We start from the raw sequence: 12,171 nt of genomic DNA on the forward strand, positions 1-12,171 counted from the left end.
CTTCGTCAGGCCAGGGCCTCCTTGAGCCTGGCGGTGATGTGGTCGCGGGCTTCGGTGGCGGCGTCGAAGAAGCCCGGCAGGACGAAGAAGCTGTGCAGGATGCCGGGGTAGTCGCGGTAGGTGACCGGGACGCCGGCCGCTTCCATGGCGTCGGCGTACGCTCTGCCCTCGTCGCGGAGGGGATCGCATTCCGCGGTGATCACCGTCGCCGGGGCCAGTCCGGATTTGTCGGGCAGGTGGAGGGGGGACAGGCGGGGGTCGTGGGGGTCGGCTCCGTGGGCGTACTTGCGGATGAACCAGGCCATTTCCGCGGCGCCCAGGCCGAAGCCGGAGGCGTAGGCCCGGTAGCTCGGGGTGTCCATGGCGACGTCCGTGACCGGGTAGACCAGGACCTGGTGGGCGAGGGGCAGGCCCGCGTCCCTGGCCAGCCAGGCGGTCACCGCGGCCAGGTTGCCGCCCGCGCTGTCGCCGATCACCGCGATTCTGGCGGGGTCCGCGCCGTAGCGCTCCGGGTGGGCGAACACGTCCCGCACGACCGCCCAGGCGTCCTCGGCGGCGGCCGGGAAGGGGTGTTCGGGGGCGAGCCGGTAGTCGACGGAGATGACGATCGCGCCGGTGCGTACCGCCAGGTCCCGGGCCAGGGGGTCGGCGCGGTCGAGCGTGCCGTAGACCCAGCCGCCACCGTGGAAGTAGATGAGCACGGGAAGGGGGACAGCCGACTCTGAAGCCCGATATATCCGGACAGGGATCCCGGCCACCTGATCGTCAGCCGCTTCCAGAACGTCCGCGCGTGCACCCCGGTACGCCGCCATCGCGTCCAGCCCGCGCAACTGCACGATCTCCTCGTCCGTGACCGTGTCCAGGTCGAGGCCCGTGTCGGTGGGGAACATCTTGAGGTAGGCGGCCGCCTGAGGGTGCAGCATCATGCCCGCACAGTAGCCCAGCCGGTCGACCTTCCGTGGACCAGGCGTGGTCAGACGGCCTTAGATCCGGATATTTCCGGACAACGACTATGGGATCCGCCTCCCACGACAGTTCAGTCGGATTCGGCGAGGCCGAGGGCGAAGGCGGCCTCCAGGTCGTGGCGGGAGTACGCGCGGAACGCGATGTGCGTCTCGGTGTGCAGCACGCCGGGGACCTTGTTCAGCCGCCCGGGCACCACCTCGGCGATCTCCTCGTAGCGGGCGACCCGGACCATCGCCAGCAGATCGAACTCCCCGGTGATCGAGTAGACCTCGCTGACCCCGTCGAGATCGGCGATCGCCTGCGCGACCTCGGGGATCCGATCGACATCGGCGTTGATGTGCACGATCGCGGTGACCATGATGACTCACTCCCGGCTGGTACGGATGCCCGCCCAAACCTATCGCAGCGGCCGGCCCTCCCTCGGCTGGTAGGAACGCCCGTCCTGCTGGGCCCGCTCGTACGCCCGGTCGATCCTGGCCTTGAGCCGCCCGGCCCCGTACGCCGGCTGGCTCCAGATGCCGCCCTCCACCCGGACCAGCCGGACGCCGGGGGAGTCCAGCCAGCGCAGGATGGTCTCGGTCTCCTCGGCGCTGGCGGCGGGCGTCGGCCCCGGGCCGGGCACCACCGTCTCCGCCGTGGCCACCAGCGCCTCCACGTACGGCACGGGGTGGGCGCCCCTGGGCATCACCCCGGCGGCGGTGAGGCGGCCGTACCGGATGACATGGATGTCCCAGTCGCCGTCGCCCACGGGGCTGGCCGCCACCATCTGCGGGATGCGGGTGAGCGAGCTGAGCCGCTGCATGCGGGCGGCGGCCCGGACGTACGCGGCGAGCCGGTCCCGGTCCACGGCCGCCTCCTCGTACCGCTGCTCGGCCGAGAGGCGGTCCATCCGGGCCGACACGGCGGAGAAGATCAGACCGGCGTCCTCCTCCATGGCCTGGCGGGCCCGGGTCACGTGCGCCGCGTACCCCGCCTGGGTCTCCCGGCCGTCGCAGGGGGCGCCGCACTTGCCCAGTTCGGCCAGGGTGCAGGCGGTGCGGCGCACGGTCAGCGATAATCGCTCGCTGCACTGGCGGAGCGGGAGCGCCTCGTGCATGGCGGTTCTGGCGTCGTCGGCGGCGCGGGAGCTGCCGAACGGGCCGAGGTAGGTGGCGCCGTCGTCCTTCAGTTCGCGGACGATGCTCAGGCGGGGGAACGGCTCGTCGGTGAGCTTCAGCCAGACCACCCGTTCCGGGAAGCGGGAGCGGCGGTTGTAGCGCGGTTTGGTGGCGCCGATCATGCGGAGCTCGCGGATCTCGGCCTCCAGCGCGGTCGCGCAGACGATGTGGCGGACCCGTTCGGCGATGCCGATCATCTCGCGGACCCGGGGGCGGGTCTCGCTGGCCGTGAAGTAGCTGCGGACCCGGTTGCGCAGGTTGGAACTCTTGCCGACGTAGAGGGCCTCGCCCCGCACGTCCTCGAACACGTAGACCCCCGGGCGGGCGGGCACGCCCTCGGAGAGGTGGCGCTTGCGCTGCTGCTCGGGGGTGGGCATGCGGACGAATCCGCGCAGTTCCTCCAGCGTGTGCACGCCCAGCGAGCCGACCCGGCCGATCAGGCCGTGCAGCACGTCGACGGTGGCGCGGGCGTCGGCCAGCGCGCGGTGGCAGGGCTCGGTACCGCTCCGGAAGAACCTGGCCAGGGTGGCGAGCTTGCAGTTGGGCGTCTCGTCCCGGTTCAGCACGCGACGGGCCAGATCGGCGGTGTCCACCACCGGGTTGACCGGCGGCGGGTAGCCCTGGGCGGCGCAGGCCGCCTTGATGAAGCCCAGGTCGAAGGGGGCGTTGTGGGCGACCAGCGTGCAGCCCCGGATGAACTCCAGGAAGCTCGGCAGGACCTCGGTCATTTTGGGGGCGGCGACCACCATGGCGTCGGTGATGCCGGTGAGCACCGAGATGAACGGGGGGATCGGGCCGCCGGGGTCCACCAGGGTGGCGAACTCGCCGAGCAGTTCTCCGGCCCTGACCTTGACCGCGCCGATCTCGGTGATGCCGTGCTCCGTGGTCGAGGTGCCGGTCGTCTCCAGGTCGAAGACGACGAAGGTCACCCCTGCCAGGGGTGTACCAAGATCATCCAGAGTGCCCTGTTCCACGTCCTAGACCATAGAGAGGCCGACCGACACTTCCCGGCATTCACTGGAGGGCGCGCCACTCTTTCTGGAGCATCGCGTAGATGATTTCGTCGGTCCATTCGCCCTTGACCCACTCGTTCTGGACCAGGTGCGCTTCCTTGCGCAGACCCAGGCGTTCCATCAGCCGGGCCGAGGCCTTGTTCCGGCCGTCGGCGCGGGCCACCAGCCGGTGCAGGTCGTAGTGGTCGAACCCGAGGCGGAGCAGCTGTCTGGCGGCCTCGGTGGCGAAGCCGTGACCGTGGTGACCGGGATGGAGGGTGTAGCCGATCTCGCCCTGGCGGTGCTCCCTGCTGGTCCAGAAGAGCACGCATTCGCCGATCAGTTCGCCCGTGTCGCGCCGGACCACCGCCAGGGAGAGGGCCTGGCCCTCCTCGGTGAGCTCGCGGACCCGCACCCTGCCTTCCAGCCAGGTCCGTACGGCCGCCAGGTCGCGCGGGGCCCAGTACATGTAGCGGGCGACTTCCGGGAGGGACTGGAAGGCGTGCACCGCCTCCAGATCGTGCATTTCCAGGGGGCGGAGGGTGAGCCGGTCGGTCTCGATCGGGAACATCCGGTCACCCTAGAACAGCCCTGCCCGTGCTCGCCAAAGCTTTTCGGCAGGCCCGCTGACCTGGGCTCGGGGGTTGGTGGCGGGCTTCCGCCTCGGTTGCAGGACTCGGGGCGGAAGCCCTATGTGCAACGTATGTGATGGGAAGGAGTGGTTTCATGCTGAAGGTGATTCCGTAGACGTTTCGTAATCTCTGTCGGATTCGCCCGGGTCTTAGGTGGGATAGTGGGCTATCACCGGCTCTGCCGGGCGTTCATGCGCGACCGAGTGTCAGTCCATGCCCTGGTTGCTCCTGGTTCACGTCGCGGAAAGTGATGTGGTTGCCTCGCAGAGCCGTACCCTTAGTGAAAGACCAGGACGAGGAGCGGTAGGGATGAGTTCAGCCGGAGAGGGCCTGTCTCGTCCCCTGCCCGAGCCGGTACGCGCACATGTGGTCGAGCTGGCGGCGCAGGTGCTCGGGGCGATGCCGGCCGCGAACGTGCCGCCGCCGCTGCGGGGAATCGCCCGGTTCGACCCCCGTAAGCGGGCCCGGCTGGGGAGCGCGCCCATCGCCGCGCAGCTGGAGAACGACAAGGAGTTCCGGGAGCTGGTCGCCGAGGCGCTGACCGCGGCCTGGCCCGAGTTGGTGGCCGCGCTCGCCGAGGAGACCGTGCCGCCCGCCGCCGAACCGGTGCTGGTCGCCGCCGCGGCCTACCTGACCCGGCCGCCGGGCTGGGCGGGGCTGGTGGAGCAGGCCAGGACGGATCTGGAGGAGGCGGCCGCGCTGGGCAACCAGCGGGAGCAGGCCGAGACCCGGCTCCGCGAGCAGCTCGCCGCGCAGCGCACGGCCGCCAAGGAGGAGGTCGACCGGGTCCGCGAGCAGCTCAGGGCGGCCCGGGCGGAGAACGCGGACCTGCGGCGGAAGCTGCACGACGCGCGGGAACGGGCCAAGGCGGCGGAGCTGCGGGCCCAGGAGCTGGACGACGTGACCGCGGACGTCAGGAACCGGATCGCCGGGGCGTCGGCGGCGGCCGAGACCGAGATCCGCAAGCTGCGGGAGCGGCTGGCCGAGGCCGAACGGCAGGTGGAGGCCAGCCGGCGGGCCGCCCGGGAGGGGCGGAGCGTGGAGGACGCCCGGATCCGGGTGTTGATGGACGCGCTGGAGGACGCGGCGAAGGGGCTCAGGAAGGAGCTCGCGCTGCCGACCACGATCAGCCGGCCGGCCGACTACGTGACCCAGGTGACGCCGGGGCCGCCGAGCGTGCGGGCGGTGCCGGCGCGGGCGCTGGCCGACGACGATCCGCAGTTGCTCGATCAGCTGCTGGCCATTCCCAATCTGCATCTGATCATCGACGGCTACAACGTGACCAAGACCGGATACGGGTCGTTGACGCTGGCCGATCAGCGGACTCGGCTGCTGACCGGGCTCGGCGGGCTCGCGGTGCAGGCCAGGGTTGAGATCACGTGTGTGTTCGACGGGGCAGAACTGGATGGGCCGGTGCAGGTTTCCGCGCCGCGCGGGGTGCGGGTGGCGTTCAGCGCGCCCGGGCAGATCGCTGACGACCTGATTCGGCAGCTGGTGCGGATCGAGCCCGCCGGGCGGGCCATCGCGGTGGTCTCCGCGGATCGGGAGGTGGCCGAGTCGGTCCGCCGGATGGGGGCTCGGCCGGTGCCGGCGACCCTTTTGCTCAGGCGGCTTGGCCGTACGTGATGCTGCTGTTGCCCTGAGTGATGAAAGGGGGAAATAGCCGGGAATCGGTTGAGGGAGCATGATCGCTTGAGTAAAGTCCCGACCCAGGTCTGTCGATCTGGAAGGGGCACTTCGTGCGTGGGCGGTTTTCGGTCGCGGCGAGCCTTGTCGCAGCCGTTCTTCTCCTCCCGGTGGTCGGCGCGCAGGCCGATCCGAAACCCACGCTCGCCGAGGCTCAGGCCAAGCTGAAGAAGCTCAACAAGCAGATGGACGACATCGTTGACGAGTACAACGCCGCCAACGAGAAGTGGAAGAAGTCCAAGAAGCAGTACGACCAGGTCAACAGCACGTACAAGGTGCAGGACAAGAAGGTCCAGGCGCTTCGGGCCGGGGTGATCGGGGTCGCGGTCACCAACTATCAGACCGGGGACTTTCGTACGCTGAGCGGGTTGTTCTCCAATGACAACCCGGAGGCGGCGCTCAGTGGGATCGCGTTGATGGATCAGCTGGCCGCCGGGCGGTCGTTGCGGCTGTCCGAGTTCGAGACCGCGATCAAGGATCTGAAGACGCAGCGGGAGAGCAAGAAGAAGACCTTCGATGACGCGACCGTCGTCAAGGACGATCTGGTCAAGCAGAAGAAGAAAGCCGATCGTATGGTGGCGGAGCAGGTAAAACTGCTTCGTGAGCTGGGTGCCTACAATCCCGGCAACACCAACTCCGCCGGTCAGGTCTACACCGGCTCCGCCTCCGGCAACGCCCGGGCCGCCCTTGAGTTCGCCTACGCGCAGATCGGCAAGCCGTACCGCTACGGGGGCACCGGTCCCGGCTCCTGGGACTGCTCCGGCCTCGTCCAGGCATCCTGGGCCAAAGGCGGCGTCAGCCTTCCCCGCACCAGCTACGAGATGTGGGCCTGGGGCGCCAGCCGTCGCGTCTCCGTGAGCGCCCTCGAACCCGGCGACCTCGTCTGGCACAGCGGCTTCGGCCACGTCGGCCTGTACGCCGGCAACGGCAAGGTCGTCCACTCCCCGCAGACCGGCGACGTCGTCAAGGAAGTAAGCCTCTCCGAATACAACCCCGACAAGGCCGTCCGCCCCTGACCGCTACATCTGCCTCTGGGCGATGACGGGGAGTGCCTCAAGGCCACGCACGACCGGCCCGGCGGCGTGAACGCCCTGTTCACCAGGCGGCGCAGCCGCGTGTGGTCGGGCGGATCGCTGTGCACGAGGTTTCGCCGCAGCCCGGTCGGCCCCGACACCCGTCCGCCCGGCACCGGGCATTTGCTCAGCCGGTCGTCCCCGAGTAGATCGCGGACATCGGCGTACCGGGTGACCTGCCACAACACCGTTCCGCGCGAGGTGACCTCCCGATGGACCGGGGACCACCGCCGAAGCCACCCATAGTACGGGTACGGGTCGCTCACCCGGTTTGCGATCAGCTCGGCCGGAACTTCACTGGAATCACCCAAAGTATTCATGATGTCACGAATGGTAGCAGTCATCCCTCGCGGCAGAGGGGTTGGAACGATCTTTGCGGGGGTGGCGAAAGTGGGATTTGAGGGGGGTGATTCGTCTTGTGTGAGGAGAGTCACATTAGTGATTGCAAAGCGGGTTTAAGCTGGGATTTCTCCGAGTATTCGAGGTTTACCGGATCTTTATCTTTGAAGAAAGCTTTGCTGAAACGTTGGGAGATTCGGTAGTTTCTGGCCCGCGGCGAGCACGCCATGCCGTCGCAGATGATCTCAGCCGAATAGGGCTGGTGCATCCATAAAGATCCATGTGTCGCATCTCAGGTGCGACCGGCCGAGTCCGTGCAGCCAGGAGGCACGGAGCCGGGGACCCAAAAGGCTCGGAGCATCGAGCCAGGGGTGAATCGGTGTGAATTCCCACCGTAGGGCGCCTTCCCTGCCCGAATCCGTCAGCTAACCCGGTAGGCATCAGTGGAAGACCGTAGGAGCAATCCTGTCCATCACCCCCGTATGCCTGTCCCGTCTTGCCCGTCTCTCCCTGAGCGGCGTCGCCCTCACCGCCTCGATCGGCGCCTTCGCGACCCAGGCCGTGGCGGCTGAGACGACGACAGTCACCCGAGTGGCGACCCCCAAAACCACCGTCAAGAGCGCTTCCGGCTCGAAAACGATCGTGAAACGTTCCATCAAGGGCAAGGCCGCACGCCAGCGTGCCAAAGCCCAGCGCGCGGTCGAGGTGGCCAAGCAGCAGATCGGCGATCCGTACCGGTGGGGCGCCACCGGACCCGGCGCGTTCGACTGCTCGGGGCTCGCCGTGTACGCCTGGCGCAAGGCCGGTGTGAAGTTGCCCCGCACCACGTACGCCCAGCGCCGCGCGGTGAAGAAGAAGATCTCCTGGCGGAACCTCCAGCCGGGTGACCTGATCTTCACCAGCGGCGGTGGTCACGTGGGGATCTACGTCGGCAAGGGCCGCATGGTGCACTCCCCGCACAGCGGGGCCAGGGTCCGCATCGACAAGCTCAACTCCTACCGCAAGCGCACCTTCGTGGGCGCGGTCCGCCCAGGCGCATAACCCGCACAACCCTCGAACCGGTCCCGCCCGCCCCTGGGCGGGACCGGTTTTCCACAGGCCAGGCTCGCGGGAGCGAGTTTGGTCGGGGAGCGCGCATACGATGCGACGCATGCGTGTTCAGGTGGCCGTGGCGCTTCTGGTGGCCGTGATGTCGGTGGCGGCGCCGGCGTCCGCGGGGCCTGACCGGTTGCTGTCGGACACCCGGCATCTCGCCCGGGAGCATCCGGAGATCTGGACCGGGGCCACGATCGCGCGGGGGGACCAGGCGATGCTCGTGGTCGCGCAGGGGGCGCCCGCGGGCACGGTCACGCTGCGGGAGATCGAGAAGGCGCAGCGGGCGGTGGCCGCGGTGTGGGGGCCCGTCCAGGTGGTCGTGCTGGTGCCCGCGTCAACCGTGCAGGCGGCGGTGCTGGCGGCGCCGGCGGCCGTGGAGGGCATGGCCGCGCTGGCCGACATCGATCACGTGATCATCGAGCCGACGGGCTTCGCGCGGCTCTCCCCGGTCGGCCGCCAGGTGGTGCTGACCCACGAGCTCACCCATGTCGCCACGGGCGCGGCCGGGAGCGCGGACATGGCGATGTGGCTGGTGGAGGGCTTCGCGGACTATGTCGGGTACCTCCACAGCGGCCTGACGGTCCCCACCATCGCCGCCGAACTCGCCGAAGAGGTCGAGTCCGGAAATATCCCCACCGAACTCCCCGACCGCACCGACTTCCACGCCGGTTCGCCACGGCTCCCGCAGGCGTACGAGGAAGCCTGGCTGGCCTGCCGCTACATAGCCGAACACTACGGCCAGGACCGCCTGGTCACCCTCTACCGCCAGGCCCGCCGGTTAGGCACGGAAGCCGCGCTCCGCGACATCCTCGGCCGCACGACCACCGAACTGACCCAGGCCTGGCGCGCCTACCTGGCACAACAACTGCGACCCTAGCCCGGGGGGCATGAAATCCAGGTGATCGACTCCGGCCAGGGCCTGGCGTGCGTGCGGACACCAAGAGCTGTGATACGAAAGGCTAGCTGGACGGGGAGGTGACCAGTGGAACGGTCGGGGACGCGGGGGGCCGCGCTGGCGCTGCTTGGGCTGGGGGTGCTGCTGGTCGGTGTGGTCGCGCTCACCACCCCCTGGCGGGCGCTACCCGACACGAGCGGCGCGGAACGCGAGTTCACCCCCGAGCAGATCGCGCGGTCGCAGGCGTTCGACGCGGCCACCAACCTGCCCTCCTACCTCTCGCTCGGCCTGACCCTGCTGGTCGCGGGTGTGCTGGTGCTCACGCCGATCGGCGCCCGGCTGCTGGCCCACCTGAAAGGCCCCTGGTGGCTGCGCACCCTGCTGGGCGTGCTCGGCGTCTACGCGGTGTCGCTGATACTCCGCTGGCCCATCGGCATGTGGGTGGAGACCGTGCTCCGCGAGTACGGGCTGTCCACCCAGCACTGGCCGGACTGGTCGGCCGACCGGCTCAAGAACTTCGGCCTCCAGGTCGCGATCTCCGCGGTGACCGTCCTGGTCGTGGTCGCGCTGGCCCGCCGCTGGCCACGGCGGTGGTGGATCCCGGCCTCTGCGGGCGCGTTCCTGCTGACCCTGGGACTCTCCTTCGCCTACCCCGTCCTGGTGGAGCCGGTGTTCAACGACTTCACGCCGCTCCCGTCCGGACAGCTCAGGACCGACCTGCTGGCGATGGCAGAACGGGACGGCGTCCCGGTCACGGATGTGCTGGTGGCCGACGCCTCCCGGCGGACCACCGCGCTCAACGCGTACGTGTCGGGCTTCGGGGCGACGCGCAGGATCGTGGTCTACGACAACCTGCTGCAGGGTCCGGAGAAGGAGACCGAGCTGATCGTGGCGCACGAGCTCGGCCACGCCAAGCAGAACGACGTGCTGCACGGCACGCTGGTCGGCGCGCTCGGGGCCGCGTTCGGCACCTGTCTGCTCTTCCTGGCGGCGGAGAAGCTCCGCCGCCGCGCGGGGGTGCCCGCGCTCGGGGATCCGCGCGCGGTCGGCCTGCTGGTCGGGCTGATCTCCCTCGGCACCCTGCTGTCCGGTCCGGTGCAGAACCTGGTCAGCCGCCACATCGAGGCCCGCGCCGACGCGCACGCCCTGGACCTCACCCGAGACCCGGCCGCCTTCACCGCCATGCAGACCCGCCTGGCCACCAGGAACCTCTCCGACCTGTCCCCGGACGTCTTCGAGTACGTGCTGTACGCCTCGCACCCGACCGCGCCGCAGCGTATCGCGATGGCCCGCGACTGGGCCCGCTCGAACGGCCTCGTCGAGCCGTGACCCGCCCGGGCCGGACGCTGATCGTCAGTAACGACTTCCCGCCCCGGCCGGGTGGCATCCAGTCGTTCGTGCACGCGCTGGCCAGCCGCCGGCCGCCCGGTTCCGTGGTGGTGTACGCGCCCCGGTGGGCGGGGTGTGCGGAGTTCGACAGGCGGCAGCCGTACCAGGTGGTCCGGCATCCTGGGACGCTGATGTTGCCGACCAGGGATGTGGCGCGGCGGGCGGCGGAGCTGGTGGAGCCCGGGGGGAGCGTGGTGTTCGGGGCGGCGGCCCCGCTCGGGCTGCTGGCCCCGGCGTTGCGGGCGGCGGGCGCGGAGCGGGTAGTGATGCTCACCCACGGGCACGAGGCGTCCTGGGCCCGGCTGCCGATCGCCCGCGACCTGCTCCGGCGTATCGGCGGCCACGCCGATGTGGTCACCTATCTGGGGGGTTACACCCGCTCGCATCTGGTCACCCAGATTTCCGAGGCCAAGCTGGTACGGCTGGCGCCGGGCGTGGACACCACGCTCTTCCGGCCGGGGGCCGGGGGCGCGGAGGTTCGGGCGGCGCTGGGGCTCACCGGGCGGCCGGTGGTGGTCTGCGTGTCCCGGCTGGTGGCGCGGAAGGGCCAGGACATGCTGATCAGGGCCTGGCCTCGGGTGCTGGCCAAGGTTCCGGACGCGGTGTTACTGCTGGTCGGCGGGGGGCCCGCGCGCCGGTCCCTGGAGCGTGCCGCCGCCGTTTACGGCAAGAGCGTGGTGTTCACCGGTTCTGTGCCATGGTCGGCCCTGCCCGCGCACTACGACGCGGGCGACGTGTTCGCCATGCCCTGCCGTACCCGGCTGAACGGGATCGACGTGGAAGGGCTGGGCATCGTCTACCTGGAGGCGTCCGCCAGCGGTCTGCCCGTCGTGGCCGGCTCCTCCGGTGGGGCCCCGGATGCCGTCCGGCACGGCGAGACCGGCCTGATCGTGGACGGCACCGCGCCGCAGCGGATCGCCGGCGCGCTGGTGGAACTGCTCACCGACCCGGCTCGTGCCCGCGCGATGGGCGAGCGAGGCCGTGCCTGGATCGAACGCGAATGGACCTGGGACCTGGTCGCCGACCGTTTCGCCGACCTCCTCCACCGAAAGCCGGCCCCGGCTCCGGAAGAGCGCTCGGCCCCCTGAAGAACTCGTCGCCGGAGGGTAGGGAATGGTCGAGGGGAGAGGTGAGCGGCCATGGGAGAGTTCCGGCCCGCCGAGATCCAGGTACTGACCTGCGACGTCTTCGGCACCACGGTTGACTGGCACACCGGCGTGACCCGGCAGGTCGCCGCCATCCTCGGCGAGGACGTCGACGCGGTGCGGTTCGCGGGGGAGTGGCGCGATCGCTACCTGCCGTCGATGGCGCGGGTGCGCGAGGGCGGGCGCCCCTTCGTGTATCTCGACACGCTGCACCGGGAGACGCTCGACGAGGTGCTGGAACTGCACGGTGTCGACGCCGACGAGGAGACCCGGCGCCGCCTGGTGCGGGTCTGGCACCGGCTGCCCGCGTGGGAGGACAGCGTCCGGGGTCTCGCCCGGCTGCGTGAGCGCTTCGTCGTGGCGGCGCTGTCGAACGGCGGCTTCGCCCTGATGACCCATCTCGTCAAGGCCGCGGGGCTGCCGTTCGACTGCGTCCTCAGCGCGGAGCTGGCCGGGACGTACAAGCCGGACCCGCGCGTCTACCAGATGGCGACCCGGCTGCTCGACGTCGATCCCGGGCAGGTGCTCATGGTCGCCGCGCACGGCTGGGATCTCGACGGGGCCCGCGCGGCGGGCCTGCGGACCGCGTTCATCGAGCGCCCGGCGGAGAAGGGCCCCGGCCGCGCCGCCGACCGCGCCGAGAACGTTGAGAGCGATCTGTCGGTCTCCAGCTACGTCGAACTCGCCGATGCCCTCCGCTGTTGATCGGGTCGCGGCCAGGCGCCGTGGGTCATGCCGGAGCGGCCGGTTGTCGATCTCGCAGTGGGCGATTGGTTACCGTGAGTGTCCCACCCACCCACCC

General features: G+C 70.1%; 11 protein-coding genes and 1 riboswitch. Of the genes, 7 read left to right on the forward strand and 4 right to left on the reverse strand.

Features of this window, described 5'->3' with window-relative positions:
- Positions 1 to 5: 5 nt before the first annotated feature.
- From KIP79_RS41895 to KIP79_RS41910, 4 genes are all read right to left on the reverse strand, one after another.
- Positions 6 to 926, reverse strand: coding sequence for an alpha/beta hydrolase (locus tag KIP79_RS41895; protein ID WP_214110608.1), 921 nt, complete (start codon positions 924 to 926; stop codon positions 6 to 8).
- Positions 927 to 1,036: 110 nt separating this feature from the next.
- Entirely contained in the window at positions 1,037 to 1,324 is a 288-nt protein-coding gene (locus tag KIP79_RS41900; RefSeq protein WP_214110609.1) for an Lrp/AsnC family transcriptional regulator, read from the reverse strand.
- A 39-nt stretch (positions 1,325 to 1,363) separates the two neighbouring features.
- Entirely contained in the window at positions 1,364 to 3,097 is a 1,734-nt protein-coding gene (locus KIP79_RS41905) for a DEDD exonuclease domain-containing protein (protein WP_308170185.1), read from the reverse strand.
- A 40-nt stretch (positions 3,098 to 3,137) separates the two neighbouring features.
- Positions 3,138 to 3,686, reverse strand: coding sequence for a GNAT family N-acetyltransferase (locus KIP79_RS41910; RefSeq protein WP_214110610.1), 549 nt, complete (start codon positions 3,684 to 3,686; stop codon positions 3,138 to 3,140).
- 370 nt (positions 3,687 to 4,056) lie between these two features.
- Between KIP79_RS41910 and KIP79_RS41915 the strand changes: the two genes are divergently transcribed.
- The 7 genes from KIP79_RS41915 (at position 4,057) to KIP79_RS41945 (ending at position 12,074) form a co-directional block, all read left to right on the forward strand.
- A complete protein-coding gene (locus KIP79_RS41915) occupies positions 4,057 to 5,373 on the forward strand; it encodes an NYN domain-containing protein (RefSeq protein WP_214110611.1) in 1,317 nt (438 codons plus the stop codon).
- Between the two features lie 113 nt (positions 5,374 to 5,486).
- Positions 5,487 to 6,449, forward strand: coding sequence for a C40 family peptidase (locus tag KIP79_RS49885; RefSeq protein ID WP_214110612.1), 963 nt, complete (start codon positions 5,487 to 5,489; stop codon positions 6,447 to 6,449).
- Between the two features lie 690 nt (positions 6,450 to 7,139).
- Positions 7,140 to 7,300, forward strand: a riboswitch (cyclic di-AMP (ydaO/yuaA leader).
- Between the two features lie 187 nt (positions 7,301 to 7,487).
- Positions 7,488 to 7,886 carry a C40 family peptidase gene (locus KIP79_RS41925; RefSeq protein WP_308170186.1) on the forward strand — a complete coding sequence of 133 codons (399 nt, stop codon included), beginning with the start codon at positions 7,488 to 7,490 and terminating at the stop codon, positions 7,884 to 7,886.
- A 109-nt stretch (positions 7,887 to 7,995) separates the two neighbouring features.
- Positions 7,996 to 8,817 (forward strand): peptidase MA family metallohydrolase, encoded by an 822-nt coding sequence (locus KIP79_RS41930; RefSeq protein WP_214110614.1) that lies wholly within the window; start codon positions 7,996 to 7,998, stop codon positions 8,815 to 8,817.
- A gap of 105 nt (positions 8,818 to 8,922) precedes the next feature.
- On the forward strand, positions 8,923 to 10,164 hold the full coding sequence (locus KIP79_RS41935; protein WP_214110615.1) for a M48 family metallopeptidase: 1,242 nt from the start codon (positions 8,923 to 8,925) through the stop codon (positions 10,162 to 10,164).
- On the forward strand, positions 10,161 to 11,312 hold the full coding sequence (locus tag KIP79_RS41940) for a glycosyltransferase family 4 protein (RefSeq protein ID WP_308170187.1): 1,152 nt from the start codon (positions 10,161 to 10,163) through the stop codon (positions 11,310 to 11,312). The genes KIP79_RS41935 and KIP79_RS41940 overlap by 4 nt, the downstream gene beginning before the upstream one ends.
- Positions 11,313 to 11,363: 51 nt before the next feature.
- Entirely contained in the window at positions 11,364 to 12,074 is a 711-nt protein-coding gene (locus tag KIP79_RS41945; RefSeq protein ID WP_214110616.1) for a haloacid dehalogenase type II, read from the forward strand.
- Positions 12,075 to 12,171 lie beyond the last annotated feature (97 nt).

Origin of the sequence: Acrocarpospora catenulata (assembly GCF_018476525.1) — a bacterium.
Lineage (GTDB): Bacteria > Actinomycetota > Actinomycetes > Streptosporangiales > Streptosporangiaceae > Acrocarpospora > Acrocarpospora catenulata.

Excerpts from the sequence above, each read along its gene's own strand:
- KIP79_RS41915 (WP_214110611.1), top strand. The coding sequence starts at position 4,057 with ATGAGTTCAGCCGGAGAGGGCCTGTCTCGTCCCCTGCCCGAGCCGGTA.
- KIP79_RS41900 (WP_214110609.1), bottom strand. The coding sequence starts at position 1,324 with ATGGTCACCGCGATCGTGCACATCAACGCCGATGTCGATCGGATCCCC.
- KIP79_RS41945 (WP_214110616.1), top strand. The coding sequence starts at position 11,364 with ATGGGAGAGTTCCGGCCCGCCGAGATCCAGGTACTGACCTGCGACGTC.
- KIP79_RS41895 (WP_214110608.1), bottom strand. The coding sequence starts at position 926 with ATGATGCTGCACCCTCAGGCGGCCGCCTACCTCAAGATGTTCCCCACC.
- KIP79_RS41910 (WP_214110610.1), bottom strand. The coding sequence starts at position 3,686 with ATGTTCCCGATCGAGACCGACCGGCTCACCCTCCGCCCCCTGGAAATG.
- KIP79_RS41930 (WP_214110614.1), top strand. The coding sequence starts at position 7,996 with ATGCGTGTTCAGGTGGCCGTGGCGCTTCTGGTGGCCGTGATGTCGGTG.